The 22802-nt window shown below is 63.3% G+C and carries 24 protein-coding genes; 12 read left to right on the top strand and 12 right to left on the bottom strand.

The genetic code is table 11. The annotated features are described in order from the left end of the window. Positions 1 to 129 precede the first annotated feature (129 nt). The 3 genes from RCH10_RS15190 to RCH10_RS15180 form a co-directional block, all read right to left on the bottom strand. Positions 130 to 771 (bottom strand): glutathione S-transferase family protein, encoded by a 642-nt coding sequence (locus RCH10_RS15190; RefSeq protein WP_409053020.1) that lies wholly within the window; start codon positions 769 to 771, stop codon positions 130 to 132. Between the two features lie 480 nt (positions 772 to 1251). Then, positions 1252 to 1590 (bottom strand): hypothetical protein, encoded by a 339-nt coding sequence (locus tag RCH10_RS15185; RefSeq protein ID WP_409053019.1) that lies wholly within the window; start codon positions 1588 to 1590, stop codon positions 1252 to 1254. A 209-nt stretch (positions 1591 to 1799) separates the two neighbouring features. Then, on the bottom strand, positions 1800 to 2153 hold the full coding sequence (locus RCH10_RS15180) for a peptidoglycan DD-metalloendopeptidase family protein (protein ID WP_409053018.1): 354 nt from the start codon (positions 2151 to 2153) through the stop codon (positions 1800 to 1802). A gap of 280 nt (positions 2154 to 2433) precedes the next feature. Here RCH10_RS15180 and RCH10_RS15175 point away from each other — a divergent pair, with 280 nt between their 5' ends. The 3 genes from RCH10_RS15175 to RCH10_RS15165 all read left to right on the top strand — a co-directional run bounded on the left by RCH10_RS15175 (position 2434) and on the right by RCH10_RS15165 (position 5511). After that, positions 2434 to 3171, top strand: a complete 738-nt coding sequence (locus tag RCH10_RS15175) for a tRNA-uridine aminocarboxypropyltransferase (RefSeq protein WP_409053017.1) — start codon at positions 2434 to 2436, stop codon at positions 3169 to 3171. Positions 3172 to 3541: 370 nt separating this feature from the next. Next, a complete protein-coding gene (locus tag RCH10_RS15170) occupies positions 3542 to 4744 on the top strand; it encodes an MFS transporter (RefSeq protein WP_409053016.1) in 1203 nt (400 codons plus the stop codon). After that, entirely contained in the window at positions 4741 to 5511 is a 771-nt protein-coding gene (locus RCH10_RS15165) for a phosphatase PAP2 family protein (RefSeq protein WP_409053015.1), read from the top strand. Before RCH10_RS15170 ends, RCH10_RS15165 begins: the two co-directional genes overlap by 4 nt. Positions 5512 to 5577: 66 nt before the next feature. On the opposite strand, the gene RCH10_RS15160 is transcribed toward RCH10_RS15165, so the two are convergent. Beyond that, positions 5578 to 6882 carry an ArgE/DapE family deacylase gene (locus RCH10_RS15160; RefSeq protein ID WP_409053014.1) on the bottom strand — a complete coding sequence of 435 codons (1305 nt, stop codon included), beginning with the start codon at positions 6880 to 6882 and terminating at the stop codon, positions 5578 to 5580. Between the two features lie 274 nt (positions 6883 to 7156). On the opposite strand from RCH10_RS15160, the gene RCH10_RS15155 reads away from it, so the two are divergent. Beyond that, on the top strand, positions 7157 to 7468 hold the full coding sequence (locus RCH10_RS15155; protein ID WP_323498254.1) for a high-potential iron-sulfur protein: 312 nt from the start codon (positions 7157 to 7159) through the stop codon (positions 7466 to 7468). Beyond that, positions 7465 to 8379 carry a hypothetical protein gene (locus RCH10_RS15150; protein WP_409053013.1) on the top strand — a complete coding sequence of 305 codons (915 nt, stop codon included), beginning with the start codon at positions 7465 to 7467 and terminating at the stop codon, positions 8377 to 8379. Before RCH10_RS15155 ends, RCH10_RS15150 begins: the two co-directional genes overlap by 4 nt. A gap of 15 nt (positions 8380 to 8394) precedes the next feature. Here the strand turns inward: RCH10_RS15150 and RCH10_RS15145 are convergent, their stop codons facing one another. Continuing rightward, positions 8395 to 10659 (bottom strand): heavy metal translocating P-type ATPase, encoded by a 2265-nt coding sequence (locus tag RCH10_RS15145; protein WP_409053078.1) that lies wholly within the window; start codon positions 10657 to 10659, stop codon positions 8395 to 8397. A 98-nt stretch (positions 10660 to 10757) separates the two neighbouring features. Between RCH10_RS15145 and cadR the strand changes: the two genes are divergently transcribed. Continuing rightward, on the top strand, positions 10758 to 11204 hold the full coding sequence (cadR, locus tag RCH10_RS15140; RefSeq protein ID WP_409053012.1) for a Cd(II)/Pb(II)-responsive transcriptional regulator: 447 nt from the start codon (positions 10758 to 10760) through the stop codon (positions 11202 to 11204). A gap of 73 nt (positions 11205 to 11277) precedes the next feature. Here cadR and RCH10_RS15135 read toward each other — a convergent pair whose 3' ends face one another. From RCH10_RS15135 to RCH10_RS15110, 6 genes are all read right to left on the bottom strand, one after another. Beyond that, the gene (locus RCH10_RS15135; RefSeq protein ID WP_187051995.1) at positions 11278 to 12009 is read right to left on the bottom strand and encodes an SDR family NAD(P)-dependent oxidoreductase; all 732 of its coding nucleotides are present in this window, start codon (positions 12007 to 12009) and stop codon (positions 11278 to 11280) included. Between the two features lie 59 nt (positions 12010 to 12068). Further along, positions 12069 to 12236 (bottom strand): DUF2256 domain-containing protein, encoded by a 168-nt coding sequence (locus RCH10_RS15130; protein ID WP_409053011.1) that lies wholly within the window; start codon positions 12234 to 12236, stop codon positions 12069 to 12071. Positions 12237 to 12349: 113 nt separating this feature from the next. Continuing rightward, positions 12350 to 13102 carry an anti-sigma factor domain-containing protein gene (locus RCH10_RS15125; RefSeq protein ID WP_409053010.1) on the bottom strand — a complete coding sequence of 251 codons (753 nt, stop codon included), beginning with the start codon at positions 13100 to 13102 and terminating at the stop codon, positions 12350 to 12352. Beyond that, positions 13099 to 13623, bottom strand: coding sequence for a sigma-70 family RNA polymerase sigma factor (locus tag RCH10_RS15120; protein ID WP_409053077.1), 525 nt, complete (start codon positions 13621 to 13623; stop codon positions 13099 to 13101). The genes RCH10_RS15125 and RCH10_RS15120 overlap by 4 nt, the downstream gene beginning before the upstream one ends. 120 nt (positions 13624 to 13743) lie before the next feature. Then, complete coding sequence (locus RCH10_RS15115; RefSeq protein ID WP_409053009.1) at positions 13744 to 14322, bottom strand: DUF3455 domain-containing protein; 579 nt, start codon at positions 14320 to 14322, stop codon at positions 13744 to 13746. Positions 14323 to 14441: 119 nt separating this feature from the next. Then, entirely contained in the window at positions 14442 to 14795 is a 354-nt protein-coding gene (locus RCH10_RS15110; protein WP_409053076.1) for a DOPA 4,5-dioxygenase family protein, read from the bottom strand. A gap of 83 nt (positions 14796 to 14878) precedes the next feature. Here RCH10_RS15110 and RCH10_RS15105 point away from each other — a divergent pair, with 83 nt between their 5' ends. Both RCH10_RS15105 and RCH10_RS15100 read left to right on the top strand, forming a co-directional pair. Then, entirely contained in the window at positions 14879 to 15952 is a 1074-nt protein-coding gene (locus RCH10_RS15105; protein ID WP_409053008.1) for an SDR family oxidoreductase, read from the top strand. Positions 15953 to 16150: 198 nt separating this feature from the next. Next, positions 16151 to 17026 carry an oxaloacetate decarboxylase gene (locus RCH10_RS15100; RefSeq protein ID WP_409053007.1) on the top strand — a complete coding sequence of 292 codons (876 nt, stop codon included), beginning with the start codon at positions 16151 to 16153 and terminating at the stop codon, positions 17024 to 17026. 30 nt (positions 17027 to 17056) lie between these two features. Here RCH10_RS15100 and RCH10_RS15095 read toward each other — a convergent pair whose 3' ends face one another. Next, on the bottom strand, positions 17057 to 17914 hold the full coding sequence (locus RCH10_RS15095; protein ID WP_409053006.1) for an IclR family transcriptional regulator: 858 nt from the start codon (positions 17912 to 17914) through the stop codon (positions 17057 to 17059). Between the two features lie 447 nt (positions 17915 to 18361). On the opposite strand from RCH10_RS15095, the gene RCH10_RS15090 reads away from it, so the two are divergent. The 4 genes from RCH10_RS15090 to RCH10_RS15075 are packed head-to-tail and all read left to right on the top strand — an operon-like array spanning position 18362 to position 22770. Further along, the gene (locus RCH10_RS15090; RefSeq protein WP_409053005.1) at positions 18362 to 19267 is read left to right on the top strand and encodes an MBL fold metallo-hydrolase; all 906 of its coding nucleotides are present in this window, start codon (positions 18362 to 18364) and stop codon (positions 19265 to 19267) included. A gap of 46 nt (positions 19268 to 19313) precedes the next feature. Next, positions 19314 to 20891 (top strand): FAD-binding oxidoreductase, encoded by a 1578-nt coding sequence (locus tag RCH10_RS15085; RefSeq protein ID WP_409053004.1) that lies wholly within the window; start codon positions 19314 to 19316, stop codon positions 20889 to 20891. 50 nt (positions 20892 to 20941) lie between these two features. Beyond that, positions 20942 to 22210, top strand: a complete 1269-nt coding sequence (locus tag RCH10_RS15080; protein WP_409053003.1) for a 3-isopropylmalate dehydratase large subunit — start codon at positions 20942 to 20944, stop codon at positions 22208 to 22210. 17 nt (positions 22211 to 22227) lie between these two features. Further along, positions 22228 to 22770: a 3-isopropylmalate dehydratase gene (locus RCH10_RS15075; protein ID WP_323501839.1), complete on the top strand. Its 543-nt coding sequence runs from the start codon at positions 22228 to 22230 to the stop codon at positions 22768 to 22770. The last annotated feature ends 32 nt before the right edge of the window (positions 22771 to 22802 follow it).

Below are 22802 nucleotides of genomic sequence, written 5' to 3'. Positions count from 1 at the left end.
GCCTCGAGCGTAGTCACGCGGCTGCAACACGCCAAGTCGGTCAAAGGTACGCGTTGGCGTATTTTTTAGGAACTAGTTGGCAAAAGTGGCGGAACTTTTGCTGTGCCCTTCACTTTGTCAGTTGCCTGGTCAGTCGAGAAGCAGCTTCATTCCGGGGTCGCCTTTTTGCATCGCCCGCTGGTAGGCCGGGCGGGCCGCCACGCGTTGCAGATAGGCGCGCACATTGGGGTACGGCGCGAGATCGAACGGGAAGAAGTAACGCATGGTGGTCAACGAAAAGACCATCATGATGTCCGCGGCGGTCAGGCTCTCGCCGGCCAGAAAAGGGGTCTTGCCGAGCCGCATTTCCATCATCGTGAAAGCATCGAGCAGTCGACTCCGGATGCGCGCGGCGATCGGGTTGTCTACGGGCAGGTTCAGTCGACTCATCACCATGTTGCGGCCCATCGCAGGCTGGAAATTGCCGTTTGCGTAGTGCCACCAGAAAACATATTGCGCGTAGTCGGGGTGCGTAGGCGCGAGCATCAAGCGCCCGCCGCCATGTCTGCCGATGATGTATTCCATGATGGCGCCCGATTCCGCGAGGACGATTTCGCCGTCTTCGATGACGGGTGCGGTGCCCATGGGATGTAGAGCCACGAGCGAGGGCGGGGCAAGGCCGGTGACTGGGTCACGGACGTGGTGTACGAGGTCGTAGTCGAGGCCGAGTTCTTCGCAGAGCCAGAGAATGCGCTCCGACTGGGATTTGCCGAGGTGATGGATGGTGAGCACAGTTGATTTTCAGGAGGGTTGGAGATGCTCGATCTTGCCCCGACACCGCCCGCGCACGCGGTCGGAACATCCTGGTGTGCTTGCGGGGATGCGTTTGCCCACGCCGGCGCAAGTGATTCGGTGGCTGCCATACAGTGAGGTATGAATCGATTTTTGTTGTTCTACGCAGTAACTGCTTTCTGCGTGGGTGCAGTGAACGAAGCGTCCGCGCAAGCGACCCGCGGCGCGCCCGCCGGTACGACCGCGCAGTGTGCCGATGGCACCTTCAGCTCCGACCCGAGGCGGCCATGCGTCGGACGCAAAGGTGTGCAGTCGCAGGGTGGGGCGGGCTCGACGCCTGTGCAGCCGCAGGTGGCGCCGGCATTTCCGCCCAGCACGCCGCCGCCCTCCAGTTCGCGAGCCCAGGGCTCTTCGATCCAGGGCCTGCCTGCGGGGACCACCCAAATGAACTCGCCGACTCGACGCTAACGCCGACGTTGATCAGCGCCCTGTCGCCGACACCCGTACCAGCGTCGCGGCCCTCGATCCGGTCATGCGACAAAACTCGTCGCGCTCCATGTCCGATGGAAAGCAGTAGACAGTGCAGCGACCGATGACCGCGTGGGACGTGGGCGCATCGGGTGCGGTCCGCCTGAGTTCGCCGTCCCATCGCTGCCAGCCGTCGGAGGCCTGTTCCGCAAAGGTCTGTGCGGAGTCTCCAGCAAGCTGGGTCAAGGCTGCGTAGGGATGACACACCGTGTCGAGAGCGCGCAACTCGCAAACGGCAGTCAGCCGCTTGTCGGACGTCTGAAAATGAAGGTCGGCGCGGCTGCGAGGCATGCTTCAGCTTAACGCTGCACGGACACGCTCGAACGGATCTGCCACGACCACATCGAGAACGTGCGACGCCATGCCAACCAGCGCGGTGTATCTGGGTATCAGGAGGATCCTAAAACCATCCTCACCTCAGTCAACCATGTGGTGTGTTGTGTCATCCCGTCTCCGGCCAAGATTCTGAAGTGGGGCGACACCGTCAACATCGATGTCGCTTATCTCCCTTGCAGATACGGCGCTGGATTCGTGGCAACGCCATCCTTCCGGACTTCGAAATGCAGCTTGACGCGGTCGGTACCCGTGCTGCCCATGTCGCCGATCTTTTGGCCTTGCTTGACTTGTTCGTCCTCACGCACGAGCACGCGATCCAGATGCGCATAGGCCGTGATCAGCTTGGCGTTGTGCTTGATGATGATCATCGTGCCGTATGACCGCAGCGAATTGCTGACCAGCATGACGCGCCCCGATGCAGCCGCGATAACCGGATCACCGCGGCTGCCGTCGATGTCGATGCCCTTGTTGCGCACCCCGTCATAGCCTGCAATCGTGTTGCCCGCCGCGGGGCGCACGAAGCTGCTGTTGCCTGTTGCCGGCGCGGCTTGTTCCGACGGTCCCGGCTTTGCGGGCGCCTGCCGAGGTCCGCTCTGTTTGCTTGCGGCGCTCTTGACGCTCGCTGGCTGATCCTTCGCGCAACCTGCCAACACGATCGCACTCACTGCGGCAACCAAAACGAATGCTGCGCGCACCCAAATTCTCTGCACCATATGTCTCTGACTTCCCGGACTTTTTTCCAATCGCTCATGCTACATGGCGCTCTCTGACGGGCCGAAGACGCCTGAGAATCCCCGCATGCCTCACGCCGTCTCCCGCTTGCGCGCCGCGCGCCTGGCCCGCAGTGCCAAACCCTTCCTCGCCCGTGGTGGTTTCAAGCGTGAGCGTTGCACGGGTTGCCGTCTCGTTGCCAGCCACTGCATGTGCGCATTGCGTCCGTCCGTCGTCACGCGTGCAGGCGTGTGCCTGCTCATGGCCGATATCGAGCCGCTCAAGCCGAGCAACACGGGCTGGTTGATCGCCGATGTGGTGGTCGACACCTTCGCATTCGGATGGTCGCGCACTGAAACCGACCCCGAACTTCTGGCCTTGCTGAGCGACCCGCAGTGGCAACCCTATGTCGTGTTCCCAGGCCAGTACGCAGCGCCGGAGCGGGTGGTGCATGCAGTGGCGCCGTCCAGCGCCGCCGATGGTGAACCGGTCAAGCGCCCGCTGTTCATCCTGCTCGATGGCACCTGGGCCGAGGCACGCAAGATGTTTGGGAAAAGCCCGTACCTCGACCCATTGCCCGTGCTCAGTCTGCAGCCCGATCGGTTACCGCACTACAAGCTGCGCCGCTCCGGCCGCGACGATCATTTCTGCACCAGCGAAGTGGCTGCGCTCTGCATGAATCTGGCGGGAGAGCACATTGCGCAGCGAACGCTAGACGCGTACCTCGCGGTCTTCACGCACCACTATCTTCAGGCGAAGAATCAGTTGCCTGTCGCGTGGGATGGGGTCGCGCATCTGCGGTTGCGCGAGGCGTCTGTTGGCTAGCCAATATGCGTTGAACTTCCGGTTCAAGCCGGATAGCCGTCGTACGTCCATCAATGTGGCCGGCAGCAGGGCCCGTTGCGTTCCTTCAGCATTAATAAGAGAAGCCGACCTTCGTCAAAATTGCTGAACGGCCAGTTGCCGACGCTAGCGAAGGGCGGCTTCAGGCTCGCGTCCAGGCGTCGCAAAGAGGTAAGTGCTGCTGACAGGCGCTGTTGACGGCGGATACACAGGTATTGCGGGAGCGCCGGAGCGCCAGCACGAGGGGTCGCCTTCCTTGGAGCTCTTTAGTTGAGGGCGCCTATCGGGGTTATCGTTCGGCGTCGGCCACCACGCGCTGAAACACCTTACAAGGCTCCAGAGGCCATCCAGGATGACGACAGACGAAGTTCCGTCGGAGACGATCAACACCACGCGACTGCCTGCAGGCATTTGGGCGCTCGGTTTCGTCAGCCTCTTGGCTGACATCTCTTCGGAAATGGTGCACAGCCTGCTGCCGTTATTCATGGTGTCTGCACTTGGCGCAAGTGCCTTCATGGTCGGCTTGGTGGAGGGCGTGGGCGAGGCGACAGCCTTGATGGTGAAGGTCTTTTCGGGCGTGCTTTGCGACTACTTCGGCCGGCGCAAGCCTTTCGCCATTGCCGGCTACGCGTTGGGCGCTTGTTCTAAGCCTTTATTTGCGATAGCCCAGACCACAGGCATGGTCCTGACGGCGCGACTGGTGGACCGGGTTGGCAAGGGGGTGCGAGGCGCCCCGCGAGATGCCTTGGTCGCCGATATCGCGCCGCCACAACTTCGAGGCGCGGCCTTCGGTCTGCGCCAATCACTCGATACGGTCGGTGCATTCATCGGGCCCCTTGTAGCAGTGGGGCTGATGATCGCCTGGTCAAACGACTTCCGGGCGGTGTTCTGGGTCGCCGTCATACCTGCGATAGCGTCCGTCGCATTGCTGGGCGTCGGCGTCCGGGAGCCTGCGCGTGAAGCCGGCTTGAAACGGACGAATCCTCTGCGTCGAGACAACCTGCGCCAGCTCGACCGCGCTTACTGGTGGGTCGTTGCAGTGGGCGCAGTCTTCACTCTTGCCCGGTTTAGCGAGGCATTTCTGGTCCTACGGGCGCAACAGAGCGGGATCCGGATGGCCTGGGTGCCGCTCGTCATGGTTGTGATGAGCCTGGTCTACTCGCTATCGGCCTATCCGTTCGGCAAGCTCTCCGACCGTATGAGCCACCGAGCGTTACTTTCGATGGGTCTGTTGATACTCATTGCTGCCGACCTGGTGCTTGCGTCGAACTCGCACTGGGTCAGTGTCCTGTTGGGCGTGTCGCTTTGGGGCCTGCACATGGGCATGACGCAGGGCCTGCTCGCGACGATGGTTGCCGACGCGGCACCGGATCATCTGCGCGGCACGGCGTTTGGCTTCTTTAACCTGATGAGCGGGTTGGCTGTGCTTGTAGCCAGCGTTCTCGCCGGCTTGCTGTGGGACGGTTTGGGTGCTCCAGCAACATTCATCGCCGGAGCGGCGTTCTGCGTGTTGACGCTGCTCGGCCTGCGGTTCGCCCCGCTTCGTTTTCGGTGATTGACTGGATCAAACACCGACTCGCGTCGCCGCATCTCGCCGCCGCCATACGGCGTTTCGCGCCGCAACTGGATTTCGCTCGTGCCCGCCTGTCCCCGAGCAGCGAAGTGGGGCTGAGGCTGACCTTGAGCGTTCTGCTGTTCATCGGCGCGACGTGGCTCTTCGCAGGGGTGGCCGAAGACGTCGTCACCGGCGATCCGCTCGTCAAGGTCGATCAAATGATCACGCACTGGTTTCAGCGGCACTCGGCAGCCGGCGTCACGCGCTGGATGTTGCTTGTCACTGACGCCCATAACGCCATTCCCATCAGCGCTATCGGCCTTGCGTTCGCGGTTTACTTAGGGTGGCGACGAGAGGGGTACTGGCTCCTCACCTTGCTTCTGGTGCTGCCGGGTGGCATGTTGTTAAACCTGGTGCTCAAGCAGATCTTTCAACGCGGGCGCCCCATTCTCGAAGAGCCATTGCTGGGCCTTTCCAGCTATAGCTTTCCAAGCGGCCATGTGACGGCAGCAACGTTGCTCTACGGCGTGCTGGCCGTCTTTCTCGCGACGCGAACGCCCAAGCTAGGCTGGCGGGTGACGCTTTACGCGACGGCCTGCCTGGCAGTTCTGTTGGTGGCAACGACGCGCATCTACCTCGGCGCCCACTATTTCAGCGACGTGGTCGCCGCAGCGGCCTGGGGCACGGCTTGGCTAGTCCTGTGCTCAGTGCTCGTGCGCGAACTCCGGCGACGAACCGCTCTTCGCCGGAGTGCGCAACCGCACTAGGGGTCCACCAACGGGCGCTTTTCTGCCGTGGGCGCGCGCCGCTCAGGACGGTGGTGTTGCGTTCGCTCACCCCAACCGATTCACCCCACACCACCGTGCCATGAACACCGCCAGCACCGCGACCGTCTGCATCATGCTGTCGATCGACACCCACTCGTCGATGCCGTGGATGTTTGCGCCGCCCGAAGGGCCGTAGCAGATGGCGGGCGTCTCGCCGTAGAGGTTGAAAAACTTGGCATCGGTCGTTCCGGTGAACGACGTTGAAGTCGCTTCCTTGCCGACGATGTCTTTGTGGGCCTTGGCGATGGCGACAACGATCGGTGCGTCGTCCGGCACGTGGCATCCGTCGGCCTGGAAGCCTTCGTAGACGATCTTGTAGCTCAGTGCAGCGTGGGCGGGATGCGCCTCGTAGGCGGCGGCGAGCACCGCCTCGACTTCGGCCTTGACCTTGCCGACCTTCATGTCCGGATAGAAGCCGATCCGCACGTCTGCGCGACAGGCTGAAGGCACGGACGATGCCCATTCGCCGCCGTTGATCTTGCCGAGGTTGAAGTTGACCGGATGGTCGTGGTGCGCGAAGGAGCGGTAGCGCGCGCTCGGTGCGTTCCATCTGTCTTCGAGCTTTTTCAGTTCGCCGAAAAGGTAGTGAGTGAAGTCGATGGCGCCCACGCCGGTTTGCGCGACGGAGGCGTGCACCGGCTTGCCCAGCACTTCGATGGCGAGCCACAACACGCCCATCTGGCAGGTCATGATGCCGTTCTCGGAGATCGGTTCGGTGATGACGGCGGCGTCGGCGCGGTAGCCGGCCACCAGGCACGCGAGGGCGCCGTTGCCGGTGCATTCTTCTTCGATCACCGACTGAAAGTACACGGGAGACGCGGGCTCCAGGCCGATCGACTTGAGCGCCTTGAACGCCATCGTGTACGCGATGATGCCGGCCTTCATGTCCGATGCGCCGCGGCCATAGACGCGATCGCCTTCGACCCGGCCGGAGAACGGAGAGCCCTCCCACAGCACCTCGGCGCCCGTCGGCACTACGTCGATGTGGCCGTTGAAGATCAGTGAGTTGCCCTTGAACCGGCCGCTCGGCCGGTGGATGCCCACCACGTTCGTGCGGCCGTCGTAAGAGACGATCGAAGGGGAATAGCCGGGGTGCGCCTTCAGCTTTTCTTCGTCGATCTCGAACTCGTCCACTTGCAGGCCGAGTTCGCCGAAGCGCTCGGCCATGAAGCTTTGCGCGCTCTTCTCGTGGCCGAGCAGGGAAGGGTGCTTGACCAGCGCGCTCAGCATGGCGACGCTTTCATCACGCAGGGCATGGGCAGCGGCGACTATGGCGGATTCGTCCACCAGGGCTTCAATGACTTCTTGCATGAGAACCATTCTGCTATCGAAGGATTGGCAGTGTCGTTGGAAACGGGCAGTGCGGTTGTGGCGGGGTGCGGCGCTGGCGAAGTAGGGTTGCCGCCAAAACGTGCTCGACCGCCGATGCGTTGTGGCGCTAATTCGAATGACGCGGTATTGAATCGTTATTCGATATGAAAAATAGCATTTAACGCTTCATTATCGTTTCACGAAAATGAATAATGAAGCAGAGAGCGCGCTACTAGCCGCCAGTTCCAGTTCCCCACAACCACGAAAGACCACGATGAACAAGACCGAGACCACACGCCGCATCTTTCTGCTGACCATTTCCGCCGGAGCCACTGGCTTCGGGCTCGACGCCATGGCGCAAGCCGCCGTTGATGAAAAAGATCCGCAGGCCGCAGCGCTTGGCTATGTGGCAGACGCCAGCCGAGTCGACGCGAAGAAATTTCCGAAGTACGCCGCCGGCCAGATGTGCAGCAGTTGCGCGTTGTACCAGGGCAAGCCCGCCGACGCGAACGGTGCTTGCCCGCTCTTCGCCGGCAAACAGGTGAGCGCCAAGGGATGGTGCAGCGCCTGGGCGAAAAAGGGATGACGAACTCGCACGCAATGGCCTCGCGCGCGATCAGCCGCAGGACGTTGCTCGGCGCGCTGACACTGCCATGGCTCGTGGGCGGTTGCACCACGCCGCTGCCGCTCGTGCAGCCACCAGCGAACGATGCAGGTGCCGTATCGCGGCTGCGTGACAGCGCAGAGGCGCACGGCCTTGCCGCATACCGGCAGATGACCGATATCAATGTCAGCTACAGCGGCAAGTGGCGGCCGCTGGTGGGTCGCATCCAGCCCGAAGTCGTCGACGAAGGCTATCGCGGCAGTTCGCAAGAAAGGCTGCTGCCTTCGACCGCTGTCGTGGCACAGGCCTACACCGGGGCGAAGGGCAACAAGCACGTCTGGTGGCGCAGGGGTGGCACGGCGCCCGACGACGCAGGCGAGGTTGCGGTGTGGTTCAACGGCGTGCGCAGCGCCGATGACGCTGCGCAGCAGGCGGCGGCCCTCGTGGCCGAAGGCTATGGGCTCTTTCTGCTCGGACCGCTCTGGTTGAACGACCGCGGGCTGCGCATGCAGTCGGGCGGCACCGAGCGCGTCGATGGCCGCGTCTGCGATGTCGTCGACGTTTGGTTATCGCCAGGCTTGGGCCGAGTCGCCACCGACCGCGTCGCCCTGTGCATCGACCGCGGCGACGGGCTCGTACATCGAATGCGCTTCACGCTGGAAGGCTTCGCCAACACGCAAGGGGCGGTGGCAGAGGTCGACACCTTCGAGCATGAGCGCCGCTTTGGCGTGACGTGGCCGATGCGATCGTTCGAGCGGATCGTGCATCCCATCGCATTGCCGGCTCACGATTGGCGCATCACCGGGCTCGATGTGAACCGGGGATACGAGGCCAGAGAGGTGAGCGGGCCCGCGTTCACAGGCACGGCCGCGGCGGCTGCAACGCCGGTGTAGTTGCAAGGCCGCACCTCAAGCCCGATCCGCGGTCGTCCGGACCCGCATCAGTCGCAACCCGTTGGCGACGACCAGCAGCGTCGCACCCATATCGGCGAACACCGCCATCCACATGGCGGCGGTGCCGACCAGGGCGAGCACCATGACAACGGCCTTGATGCCGAGCGCCAGCGAAATGTTCTGCACCAGCACCGCGTGCGTCTTGCGCGACAGGCGAATCGTCTCCGGGATGCGGCGCAGATCGTCGTTCATGACGACCACGTCGGCGGCTTCCATGGCGATGTCGGTGCCCATCGCACCCATCGCGAAGCCGATGTCGGACTGCGCCAGCGCCGGTGCGTCGTTGATGCCGTCGCCAGTCATCGCAGTGGCGCCGAAGCGCTTCTGCAGCGCCTTGATTTCGGCCAGCTTGTCTTCGGGCAACAGGTTGCCTTGCGACTCGTCGATGCCGGCCTCGGCCGCGATGGTCTTCGCGGTCGCGGTGTTGTCGCCGGTCAGCATGACGGGCGTCACGCCGAGTGCCTTGAGCTCGGCGATGGCATGGCGCGATGATTCCTTGATGGTGTCAGCCACGGCGAAGAGGGCGATAACGCCGCGATCGTCTGCCAGCAGCGTGACCGTACGGCCCTGCTGCTCGTGCGCGGCAAGCTGGGCCGCGATCTCTGCATTGCTGTGGTTGCGCTCTTGCATCAGGCGATGGTTGCCGAGCGCGTGGTCGCGTCCGCCTACCGTGCCCTGCGTGCCGCGGCCGGGGAGGGCGATGAAGCCTTCAACCGTGTCGGCCTCTGCACGCGCGGCAGGCGAGCCGAGCCCTTGCGCGATGGCTTTCGACACAGGGTGGTCGGAGCGCTCCGCCAGGCTCGTCGCGATGCGGCCGACCTGCTCTTTGTCCGCGTCAGGGCGAAGCACCATCCAGTCGACCAGCTTCGGCTTGCCCTCTGTGATGGTGCCGGTCTTGTCGAGCGCGATGGCCTTGAGGTTGCGTGCCTCTTCCAGATAGGTGCCGCCCTTGATCAGGATGCCACGCCGCGCGCCCGCCGCCAGCGCGCTGACGATCGTCACGGGCGTCGAGATCACCAGCGCGCACGGGCAGGCAACCACCAGCAGCACCAGTGCCTTGTAGATGGCTTCGAGCCAGGTGGCGTCCGTCAGCCACGGCATGAGCAGGGCCACGGCCAGCGCCAGCACGAAGACCGATGGCGTGTAGATGGCCGCGAAGCGGTCGACGAAGCGCTGCGTCGGTGCGCGCGTTCCCTGCGCTTCCTCGACCGCGTGAATGATGCGGGCCAGCGTCGTGTTGGACGCAATGCCGGTCACGCGAAACTGGAGTTCGCCCGTCTCGTTGATGGTGCCGGCGTAGACCGTGTCTCCGACGCTGCGATCGACCGGCAGGCTCTCGCCCGTGACCGGCGCCTGGTTCACCGCGCTGCGGCCTTCGGTGACCACGCCGTCGAGCGGCACGCGCTCGCCAGGACGGATGCGCACGATGGCATCGAGCACCACACCGGCCGATGGCACCGTCTTCCAGCTGCGGTCCGCCTGCTGTACGTCGGCTCCTTCCGGCGCAAGAGCGACAAGGCCTTTGATCGCGTTGCGGGCGCGATCGGCGGCACGCGCTTCGATCAACTCGGCGATGGCGTAGAGCGCCATGACCATCGCGGCTTCCGGCCACTGGCCAATGACAAAGGCGCCGGTGACGGCCACGCTCATCAACGCGTTGATGTTCAGCCGGCCGCGGCTCAGCGCCTTGATGCCCTTCGAATAGGTCTCGACGCCCGACAGCCAGATTGCGATTGCGGCCATGCCGAGGCCGACGTACTTCATCGCGGGGACATCGCTGGCGAAGAAGTGCAGCGTCTCGGCGCCGATGGCCAGTGCGAGCGCGGCGCCGAGGCGAATCACACTGGACGATTGCTCGACATGAGCGTGGCCGTGATCGTGGTCGTGGTCATGCCCCGCATGGTCGTGGCCGTGGTGGCCGTCCTCGGCTGTGTGGGTCGCGGCTAGGCCTGCGCCGCTTCGAGGCGCGCTCACCGGCACTGGTTCGTAACCTGCGCTTTGAATAGCCTTGACAGCCAGCGGAATCACCTCGGCGGGCGCGTTGATGGCCACCGTTCGTGCGCCCAGCTGGAAGTTGAGGCTCTTGATGCCGACGACCTTGTCTAGCGCGCGGCGGATGTCGCTTTCTTCCACCGCACAGTCCATAGCCGGAATGCGGAACACCGTTGCGCCGGCGGGAACGGTTGTCTTGGCCGCGCTGGTGGACGGCTTCTCTTTCATTTCAGGCATTGTGGTTTTTGTCATTGGCTAGATTGGAAACCCTGTAGCGGGTTTAGAGTCAAGCGCAAATTTCCAAACGGTTTTCTGGAGGGATTTCGATGAAGATCGGTGAACTGGCGCAAGCCACGGACACGCCCGTAGAGACCATCCGCTTCTACGAAAAGGAAGGGCTGTTGCCGACCCCGGCGCGGACCGAGAGCAACTACCGCATCTACGGCCCGGAGCACGTCGAACGGCTGATGTTCATCCGTCGGTGCCGCTCGCTGGATATGGCGCTGGACGAGATTCGTGCGCTGCTTCGCTTCAAGGAATCGCCTCAGGAAAACTGTGGCGGGGTCGGCGAGCTGCTGGAAGAACATCTCGGGCACGTCGCCCAGCGCATCCGCGAATTGCGTGCTTTGGAGAAGCAGCTGAAGGGCCTTCTGGAGCAGTGTTCGACGACCGCTGCTTCGGGCGATTGCGGCATTCTGAAAGAGCTGTCGAGCGAGGGGCCGGCCCGGGCTTTCAAGCGCGCAGTCACGAAGCACGTGCACGGTACGCACTGAAGCTCAGTGCGCGTGAGCGGCGTCGGTCCGTTCGGCGGCTCGGTGACGGATGTCGCTCCGGAGTGCTCGACGGCTACCTCACGAGAGGCCGCACGGTAGTGAAGCCGCCATCCACCGCAATCACCTGCCCCGTGAGGCGGGCTGCGCCGTCACTGAGCAGCCAGGCCATGACGTCAGCCACCTGTTCTGCAGTCTGCACGCCGCCCAAAGGGTACTGGCGCGCGGCGCCATCACGCATGGCGGGCAGCTTCAGCATGCTGGCCGTCATCGGCGTCTCGGTCATGCCCGGTGCCACGGCGTTGATGCGCAGCCGCTGTGCCGCGTAGGTGGCTGCGGCGCTGCGCACCAGGGCTTCGATGCCGCCCTTGGCCGCAGCGATCGCCTCGTGATTGGCGACGCCGATGCGCGCCACCACCGAGCTCGCGAACACCGCCGCACCAGGCCCGCCCTGCAAAGCGCCGATCCAGGCCTGCAACATGAATACGGCGCTGTCGAGGTTGACGCGCATCACCTCGCGGTAGGCGTCCTCTCGGGTGCGGTGCAGCGGTGCGATCAGCGTGCTGCCCACGCAGTGCGCCAGCAAGGTGGGCGCGGCGCCGAGCGCCTCCTGGCAGGCGGCAATGGCCTGGGCTGCGCCTTCGGGCGTGGTGGTGTCGGCGGCGATCCGCACGGCGGCTTCCACATCGGCCAGGCGGTCGAGGTCGCGCCCTGCCGCGGCGACGCGGAAGCCCGTTGCGTGCAGTTGGTGTGCCAAGGCGCGGCCGATGCCACCGCTGGCGCCCGTGATGAGAACGATCGAAGTCATGGGATGTATTGCGACGGTGATTGAGTTGGGTGAGATCAGCGGGCTGTGTGCTGCCGGATTTATTGGGCCGGACGTGGCTTTTTGCGGCAGGCATCCGAGCAGTACTTCACCTCGGCCCAGTTCTTCGCCCATCGACGCCGCCAGGTCATGGTCAGGCCACAACTCACGCAGGGTTTGCTGGGCAGCGCCGCCTTGTTGCCTTTAAAGCTCTCATTGCTCTTTGCCATGTCGCAATGCTACGAGTTTCCGGGTCGATTTGAGGTCAACATCGAGGCAAACTCGGTGGCTGTCGCACTTTAGGCGAGTCAAATCCGGGTCAAGTCTTCACGCTGAGCCCACGCTACAAAACCTTGACCGCCCGCCCGATGTACTGAATCGGCCCGGTCGGCCGATCGATCGGAGATCCGTTCTCCGGCTCCAGGGTCAGCTCGAAGAGCTGGTTCGGCTCTATTGCCGGCAGCTTGCCGAGCGGCACATAGAGCGTCTGGCCCGGTTTCACCAGACCGAGCGAAACGGGGCCGCGCCACTGGTCGCCCTTGGTCCAGAACTGCAGGGATTTTTGACTTGGAACGGTCGCGGTACCCAGCGGCACCAGACTGAGCTGGTGCGCGGCGTTGGTCTGAATCACATAGCCCGGCGCCTTGTCTTGTGGTGCCACCAGCACGACCATGTATTCGGGCGCTTGCGGTGTGCCTGGGCGCAGAACGAGCACCGCCGCCAGAGCCGCCGCGGTGGCAAAGCCGGCGCCGGTCATGCCGCGCCAGAGGCCGAGGTTGTTCCACCAGCCCGAAGGTCTTCGGCTCTCGACTTTCGGCCGCGGAGAAGCTGGCATGACAGGTGCCTTGACTGCGGCAGCGGCTTCGCCCAGGCTGCCCTCGATGCGCCGCCACAGCGCCGTCGACGGCTCTGAAGGCGGCGCGAGCGCGACGAGCGGAAGCAATCGCGCGTCCCACGCCGTCACCGCGTCACGCAAAGCGGGCTCCCGCTCGATCCGCGCTGCGACGATCTGTCGCGTCGCAACATTCAACGTGCCGAGGACGTACTCGCCCGCCAGCGCGTCGATGTCTTCGCCGGATGTGTTCGGCGTGCTCATGTCATGCACTCGCGCAAGGCTTTCATGCCGCGCTGAATCCAGGCTTTGACCGTGCCGAGCGGCGTGCGCGTGCGCTCCGCAATTTCGGCATGGGAGCAACCTTCGACGTAGGCGTAGAGGATGCAGTCGCGGCGTGCAGGCTCCAAGCTTGCGAGGCAGGTGTGCAGCCGGCCGAGGTCGGCACGGAGTTCGAACGGGTCGCCCGCACTGACGTACGCTGCCAGTGCGGCATCGTCGTCGATGGCTTCGCGCGCGTCGTCGTCGACCGTGGCTTCGCGCGCCGAGCTGCGCACCATGTTCAGTGCCGCGTTGCGCACAACGCTGTAGATCCAGCCGCGGCCTTCGCCACGGGTCGGATCGAAGCTGCCGGCTCGCTGCCAGATGTTCAAGAAAGCATCGTGCAGCACGTCTTCTGCACGATGGTGTTGGCGCACGATGCGCAGGGCCACGCCCAGAAGGAAGCGGGCCTCGCGCTGGTACAGGCGCTGCAGGGCTTCGCGGTCGCCTTGCGCGCAGGCCATGAGCTCGGCGTCGTAATCGAAATGATCGGCGGGCGGCAAGGTCGATGGCGGTGGCTCGAAGAGGGTTCGATGGTAGTCGAGCCGCGCTGCAACGCCGTCATGCCATGCCGCAGCCGAGGGTCAAGACGCCTTCCAGAAGATGTAGTCGGCCTGGTACTTGACGGTCTGCTTCTGGCCCTTGGTGGCTGGGGTGCAAGGCATGGCCGCCGGTGCAACACCGCCTTGCAAGGCGACGCGCTGGATGTAGGTCACGCCGGTCATTGCGCCGCTGCCCATCGCCGGGTTGGCCTTGACCACTTGATACGGCAGACTGGTCGGACCCGATGGCGCGACCGCGAATTGAGTTGCGGTCAGTTTGGAGCCGTCCATCGATTCCCACGTAGCGGGCGGGCCGTAGTACTTACCGACCTGCTTGCCGCTGCGGTCCATCAGTTTGGCATCGGGGCCGACGAACACCCATTCGGTCTGGCCCGGCGCGTTGGCCTTGTCGCGGCACTCGTAGGTGATGTCGCCGACACCCACGGTTTCCATGGCGACCTTGTTACCCGGCGGCACCTGGATCGGTGCGGGCAGCGAAGACTGATTGAACGTTGGACCCATGGACATCGAGCCACAGGCGGTGACGAGGGCGGCGGCGGACAGTGCGACCGCAACAAAAACGGGACTAGAAACTTGGCGAGAAGCTTGGGGAGTGCGCATTGAAATTCTCCAGTGGATAGGGCAGCAGCACATTCGCTGCTGATGGCTCTACCCACCAGATGCGCGGTTGGATGCACTCGGGCTGAAAAATATTCAGCCAGTGAACTCAGCCAGTGAACTCAGCCAGTGAACCCCGCCAGATTCAAGACATGGGACTTGCCCAGCCAGACAGCACAGTCCCGGTGATCGCGCAGCGCATCGCCGGTGTTCGGATGAACGAACACGTCGAGCGTGCCGTGGTTGAGTGCAAGCCATCCCAGTACATGCGGAAAGTCGTCAGGCGAGATGGCCAGCTGGTAGCTCCACATAGGGTGTGGTCCCACCGGCTTCTCGTGAAAGCGGCCCATGGCGATGCGGCCGGCCAATTCGATCTCGATGGTTTCGCGCAGCGTCCAGGCCGCCGCTCCTGTCGCGGAGTCGAAGTACACGTGGGCGTGCCAGCTGCCGATGGTCGAAGGATTCAACAGGGTCATGTTCATTGCCGGAAGACCTTGGGGCCGCCATTGCGAAGCCAGTCGTCTATTGTCCATGGCGAACTATGAACAGGATTGTCGGAATGAATAAAAACGCGCTCATCGTCGGGGTCAGCGGTGTCATTGGAAGTGCGCTTGCAGTGCATTTGCTCGCCGATGGCGCATCGGTCTATGGTCTCTCCCGCGGCAGAACGCCCGTCGCGGCCGGCGTGAAGCCCCTCACGGCAGACCTGACCGATCCTGTCGCGCTGGCTGAAGTTCTAGGCTCACTCGATGGCATCGAGTTTTCCAAAGTGTTCTTTACTGCCTGGGCGCGACAGGCGAACGAGAAAGAGAACATCCGCGTCAACGGCGCCATAGTGAGCAACGTGCTCGATGCCGTCGGCCCCGGCTTGCGCGGCGGCCATGCGGCACTGGTCACCGGGCTCAAGCATTACCTCGGCCCCTTCGAGGCATACGGCACCGGCAATGTGCCCATGACGCCGTTCCGCGAAGAGCAAGGGCGGCAGCCGGTCGACAACTTTTATTACGAGCAAGAAGACAGGCTCTTCGCGGCCGCCGAGCGCCATGGCTTCAGCTGGAGCGTGCATCGGCCCCACACCATCATCGGGTTCGCCATAGGCAACGCGATGAACATGGGTGTGACGCTCGCCGTCTATGCCACGCTCTGCAGGGCGACGGGCCAACCGTTCGTATTCCCGGGGTCTGCGGCGCAGTGGGAAGGACTCACCGACATGACCGATGCGCGGCTGCTCGCCCGTCATCTCACGTGGGCGTCAGACACCGCGGCAGCACGCAATCAGGACTTCAACGTCGTCGATGGCGATGTGTTTCGCTGGAAATGGTTGTGGCCCCGGCTGGCCGAATACTTCGGCATCGAAGCAGCTGGCTTCGACGGCACCATGCGCCCGTTGGCCGAGCGGATGCAAGGATGCGCCGGGCAATGGAAGGAGATCGCCGAGCGTCATGCCTTGAAAGAGGCGAATGTCGAAAACCTCGTGTCGTGGTGGCACACCGACGCAGACCTTGGCCGGCCGATGGAGGTGCTGGCCGACATGACCAAGAGTCGCAAGGCGGGGTTCCTGGATTTCCAGAGCACGCCGGATGCGTTCACGGATTTGTTCGACAAGCTGAGGGCTGAGCGCGTGATTCCTTGACGGGTTCTCGATGAACACCATAGCTCTCCGACGGAACCGTCTGTAGATCTTGTCCACGATGTGGTGAGTTGAGGGTAAACCTTGTAGAGCAGCGGTCTTGCAGGCAATGTAATTAATGCCTCAACGGCATTCCGGTTGTCGCCACATTGTGGGGACTGGTTGGCGTGCCGATGTCCATTCAATTCGCAAGGAGCCTCCATGAAAAACCATCGCAAGGCGGTGCGTCAGCGTATCCAGTCAGGACCCACTCTCTGGATGGCGGGAGCGCAAGACGCACTGTCTGCACTGCTCGTCGACCAGTCGGATTTCGACGGCATCTTCACCACCGGATTCGGCATCTCAGCGGCGCTGTTGGGCCAGCCCGACGTGGAGATCTACACGCTCACGGAGAACGTGGCTGTCGTGGATCGCATCGTCAATCTGGTGAACAAGCCCGTGTTCGCCGATGCCGATACCGGCTATGGCAACGTGATCAACATGGCTCGCACGGTGCGCGAGTTCGAGAAGACGGGGGCGGTCGCCATTCAACTCGAAGACCAGTTCAGTCCGAAGCGCTGTCCCGCAGCGGCATCGACCATGCCGGTGATTCCGGTGCGCGATGCTGTCGCAAAGATCAAGGCAGCAGTCGACGCGCGAACCGACCCCGACTTTTTGATCGTTGCGCGCACCGACGTGCTCGATCCGTCCGAGGCCATCGACCGATGCGCACAGTATGCGGAGGCGGGCGCCGATCTGATCCAGCCGATCTCGCGCACCTTCAGTCGCTACGAGGACCTGGTCAAGCTGAAAGAGGTGACGGGGCGTCGGCTGTCATTGCAGTTGATGCAGGGTTTGTGGATGGCCGACCTCACGCGGGAACAGGTCGAGTCCGTCGCGGCCTTTGCGACCTATCCGCTGGTGACGTTGATGAGCACCGTCCATGCACTGCAGGAAAACCTGCGCGTGCTGGCGGACCGTCGTGGCGGAGACATCGGCAATCTCCCCTGCGGTCAGACGACCATGCCTGCATTCAAGGATGTCATCGGCTGGAAGGCCATCGAGGAACGGCAGGCTCATTACGAAATGATGACCTGAAGGCGGGCGCGCAAAAGCCAAATGGAGTTATCACCGCTGCGCAGCGTCAGCCGTTGCCATCTCGCCCGATGACTTGGCAGCCTCCATTGCAACGACAAGCTTGTCCACCTCCCGGTGCATCTGCCGCGCAATCTCCTGCCTGCGTTCCGGCAGCAGGCGGCCGGCGATCGCTGCCACGCTGATGGCCGCGACCGGGTTGTCGGGCGGAAATGCCACGCCGATCGATGCAGTGCCGGGCGTGACGGCGCCCTCCAGAAAAGAGTAGCCGCGCTTTCGGCCTTCCGCGATGGCGCCATACAGAAAATCGGCTGTGAACGACGCGAACTTTTCATAGCGATGGGCGTTCGCCTCGACCAGTGCGTGGGCTTCGGACGCGGGCAATGCACAGAGGATCGCCAGTCCGCCGGCACCGACGCCCAACGGTCTTCTCACCCCGATGTCCAGCGACAGCGACTTGATCGGGAAGTCGCCGAGTGCACGGTTGGCGCAAACAGCTTCCAGTCCGCTGCGCTCGCTCAGATAGACCGTGTCTTGCGTGAATTCAGCCAGGCGCTGCAATGTTGCATCGCACAGTTCAGCGAGCCTGTAGCGGGGGCGCGCAAGCAAGCCCAACTCATGCAGCAGCGGCCCGAGAAAGTACTTTTTGCTGTGCGGGTCGCGATCGAGCATCCCTTCCAACTCCAGTCTCCGAAGCATCCGAAAGCAGGTTGCTTCCGCCAGTCCAGAAGTGGCGACGACTTCGCCGACACGCATGCCGCGACGTCCACGCGAGGCGATCACGCGAAGCACGTCTACCACCCGTTCGATGCTCTGCGTACCGGATCTGGACTCTCCACCTTGTGGAGGAATTTTTGCCTGATCAGTTGCTGTTCGTGTTTTTGCGACCATCGCTCACATCATATGGATTCCACATTGTGGTTGGCTAACCAATAACCCTGAGTAGAGCGAGTGCCGGTGACTCCTGGCATCGAGTCCATCAAGACGCTCAGCAAGTCGAACCGCCTGCTGGGCGATCACGGTGATCGAGTTGCCGGGCATCGGCGGCTCGGCACGCATCGATCCACGAAGCGCCGCGCACATTGCTGCTGTGATGGAGGAGGCCGCAGCGCTTCTTGGCATCGAAGCCACGACGCTGCTCGAGGCATTCCTCAGTGCCGATCGAGGCTCTACATTGTGGAGAAGTGATCGAGCCCTCGGCTCGACCCATTCACTCCAAACCATAGGCCTGACACCTGGAATTCTTTCGCCACATTGTGGTGGCATGGACGTTTACCCTGTAAGGCGACCGATACGGCCTGCCTAACATCGACGCACCAAGAGACCACGGCGAAACAGATGAAGACATTCCGGATCGGCTCGTATCACGTGACGCGCATTGAAGAAATGCTGACGCCCGGATTCAAGCCTGAGTTTCTCTTTCCTGACTACACGCCCGACATCTTCGAAGAGCACAAGGTGCTGTCGGCGCCGCGGTTTTGGGACGAGCCCAGCCAGAAGGTCATGTCGAGCATGCACTCGTGGATGATCCGCGACGACAAGCACACCATCCTGATCGACACCGGCTGCGGCAACGACAAGACACGTGCGCTTCCGTTGTTCGAGCGCTTCCATCAACTGCATCTGCCGTACCTCGACCGGCTCACCGAATCCGGCGTGCGTCCCGAGGACGTGACGCTCGTGATCTGCACGCACCTGCACATCGATCACGTCGGCTGGAATACGAGATGGGTGGACGGCAAATGGGTGCCGACCTTTCCCAACGCAAAGTACATCTTCTCGCGCCGCGAATTCGAGCATTGGCAATCGCCGACCGGCGGCCACCTCACGATGCCGGAGAACATCGCGGTCATAGAAGACAGCGTGATGCCGGTCATCGAGGGCGGGCAAGCCGAGTTCATCGACGACGGTTCAAGGATCATCGAAGGCCTGTTCTTCCATGACGCGATCGGCCATACCGCCGGTCACGGCATGCTGAAGCTCGAATCCGGCAACGACGCGGCGATCTTTCCCGGCGACTCGCTGCACCAGCCGATGCAGGTGTTTCGCCCCGACTGGAACAGCCGCTTCTGCGAGATGGCGAGCGAGGCTCGCGCCACGCGCCGCTCCATTCTCGACTACTGCCACGACCGCAACGCATTGCTGCTTCCTGCCCACTTCGGCGCGCCGCACGGCGGTTACGTGAAGCGCCATGCGGCCGGCTACGACTTCCGGCCTGCCGACGACCTCGTGGTGGCCGGCTGAGTCCGGTCTTCTCACATCGCACGGTCATCACAAAGATTCATTCCCAATGCCAAACGAATCCTTTCTCTCAGCGCTGTGCGACGCCGTGGGCTCCGCCCAGGTGCTGTCGGACAGCGTGACGTGCGAGTACTACGCCAACGATATCTTCTGGCAGCCGGGCATCGTGCCGATGTGCATCGTGTTGCCGCAAACGCAGGCGCAAGCCGTGGCTGCGGTCAAGACTGCAGCGGCGCACGAGATCGCCATCGTGCCGCGCGGCGGCGGCATGTCCTATACCAAGGGCTACCTGCCGGAGAGCACGCAAACCATCGTCATCGACACGCGCAAGCTGAACAAGGTGCTGGAGATCAACGTGCCCGACCGGTACATCACGGTCGAGGCCGGTTGCACCTGGGCGCAGGTGCACGAAGCGCTGAAGGCCACCGGCATGAACACCGGCTACTGGGGTCCGTTGTCTGGCATCAACGCCACGGTCGGCGGCGCCTTGTCTCAGAACAGCGCCTTCTTCGGATCGACCCTGCACGGGACTGTCGCCGCCAGCGTGCTGGGCGTGACCGTGCTGCTCGCCAGCGGCGAGGTCGTGACCACCGGTTCGGGCGGACGTGTGGGCACGAAGCCCTTCACCCGCTATGCAGGGCCGGACATGACGGGCCTGTTTCTCGGAGACACCGGCGCCTTCGGTCTGAAGCTCGGTGCCACGCTCAAGCTCGACGCGGCGCCCCAGCATCTGGACTACCTGGGTTTCGGCTTCGAAGACATGAAGTCGATGGCGTTGGCCCAGGCCGAGATGAGCGCCGTACAGGCGATCTCCGAAGGTTTCGGCATCGACCGCGCCAAGGCGTTGAACTCGGCGAGCGTCAACAAGCTGTCAGACGGCGTGAAGATCCTGAGCAGTGTTGCGCGTTCGTCGAAAGGTTTGTTCCAGGGCATCAAGGATGCAGTGAACGTGGCGACGACCGGCGCGAACTACCTGGCCGACCATGCGTGTTCGCTGCACCTCGTCGTCGAGGGCAAGACCGCCGATGCGCTGACCGCTAACGTGGCAGCGCTGCGCGCCATCGGCAAGAAGCATGGCATCGAGATCGAGAACGCCGCAGCGCGGGTGATGCGCTCGCGTCCTTTCAACCCGGTGCGCGGCATGCTCGGCGCGGATGGTCAGCGTTGGGTCCCGATCCATGCGGTGTTCCCGATGAGCGAGACCGCGCGCGTGGTCGAGGCGAGTGCGGCGTACTTCGAGAGTCAGGCCGCGATGATGAAGCAGCACGGCATCATCCTGTCGCACCTCACCATGACCGTCGGCAACGAATTTTTTCTCGAACCGGCCTTCTACTGGCAGGACGAGATCACGCCGCTGCACCGCCAGAGTCTCGGTGACGACGTGGTCGGGCCATGGCTCGACCGTCCCGCCAATCTGCCTGCGCGTGAGGCCGTGATCGCCTTGCGCAAGGGCGTGCAGCAGGTCTACCTGGAACTGGGCGGTGTCAACTGGCAAATCGGCCGTGACTATCCGCTGCAACAAGTGATGCAGCCAGCGACCTGGAACATGCTCACGGCTATCAAGAGGGCACTCGACCCCAAGGGCCTCATGAATCCCGGCTCGCTCGGATTGCGCAACGCGGCCTGAGTCCACGCGCGCCGAGCACTGAAAAACACTCTCGAACTGGAGACAAATCCATGGGTTTCACCATCACCGAAAAGATCCTCGCGCGCGTGTCGGGCCTGGCGTCCGTCAAGGCCGGCGACGAGGTCATGGCAAAGCCCGACTTCGTGCTAGCTTACGACTTCCCGGGCTACACCGACGTGATCTTCAAGCAGTTGAAAGACGACTTCGGCATCACCAAGATGCCCGAGCCGGAACGCTTCGGCATCTTCATCGACCACATGGTCCCAGCCATCTCGCCGGCTGAAGAAGAGCTGCATAAGGGCACTCGTGAATGGACCACCATCAACGACGTGAAGCTGTATGAACGCAAGGGCATCGGGCACCAGGTGTCGTCCGAAGTGGGCTACGCCACGCCAGGCGCGTTCGTGGTTCACTTCGACGGCCATGTGAGCCAGCTGGGCACCTTCGGCACGCTGGCCATGGGTCTCAGGCGCAACGTGCTCGAGGCCTTTGCACTGGAGCGGGTCTCGATCCGCGTGCCGCACACGACACGCGTCGATCTGGTCGGCAAGTTGCAGCCCGGCGTGATGGCGCGCGATGTGTTCCATCACCTGGTGCGTGTGCTGGGTGCGGCTTCATGTCGCTTCCAGGTGCTGGAGATCGGTGGGCCGGCGGTGGCCGACATGTCGAACGACGCCCTGCAAACCATCACCGGTCTGGCGATGTTCACCGGCGCTGTGACGGCCATCGTGAATCCCGATGCCAAGCGCCTCGAATACGCCATGCCGCGCGCCCGCATCAAGCTCGAACCCGTCTACAGCGACGAGGACGCGCACTACGCAGCGCGACACGAGATCGACCTGTCGACGCTCGAGCCCATCATCGTGATCCCGCCGAGTCCGGCCAACACGCGCGACCTGAGCGACTACCTGAACCTCCCGGTCCATACCGGCTACCTCGGCTCCTGCGCCTCCGGTCGCATCGAAGACCTGCGCGCTGCTGCCCAGGTGCTGGCGGGCCGACAGGTCGCACCGGGTTTCGCTTTGCACGTGGTACCGACCAGCCAGGAAATCATGGCTGCCGCATCGCGGGAAGGTCTGCTGTCGGTGTTCGTCGAGGCCGGCGCCTTCGTGTCGTCGCCGTCGTGCGACTACTGCTTCGGCCGCATCGCGACGATGGCACCGGGCCAGCGCGCCGTGTCCACCGGCACGCTCAATGTGCGCGGTCGCATGGGCAGCCCGGATTCGGAGATCTACCTGTGCAACGCCGCGGTGCTCGCGGCCTCTGCGGTCGAAGGCAAGATCGCCGACCCGCGTCCGTACCTCGCCGGTAACGGTTAACGGCCAAGGAGAAGAGCATGGCACTCATCAACCTGCGCGGCCGCGTGGCCTTCAAGTTCGACGAGATCGACTTCGACGTCGACCAGATCGTCGGCGTCAAGAACATCAAGACCACCAACATCGACGAACTGAGCAAGGCCGCGATGCAGGAATACGACCCCGCCTTCGCCAGTCTGGTGAAGCCTGGCGACCTGCTGCTGGGCAACCACAACTTCGGCTACGGCCATCCTCACTATCCGCCGATGAAAGCCATGCGTCACATGGGCATCGCGGGCGTCATTGCCGAGTCGTTTTCTCCGGGCTACTGGCGCGGTGAAATCAGCATGGGCTTTCCGCAGGTGCCGTGCCCCGGCATCCTCCAGTTCGCCGAACGCTGGGATGAACTGGAAGTCGACTGGGCGGGCCACTGCGTGCGCAACCTGACGCAGGGCACCGAGATCGCTTTCGAGCCGCTGCCGCGCGCCGACCTCGACATGCTGGAAGCGGGCGGACTCGAGACCTATCTGAAGAAAAGATTTCTCGCCGACAAGACGCGGACTGTTCAACATGCGCAACCTTGAACAGCCGACCAAGACAACCACCCTGAGGAGAC

It is taken from the genome of Variovorax sp. GrIS 2.14, assembly GCF_046115955.1.
Taxonomy (GTDB): domain Bacteria; phylum Pseudomonadota; class Gammaproteobacteria; order Burkholderiales; family Burkholderiaceae_C; genus Variovorax.
The sequence above is the reverse complement of the archived record's forward strand: the minus strand, read 5'-3'. Positions and strand labels throughout refer to the sequence as shown.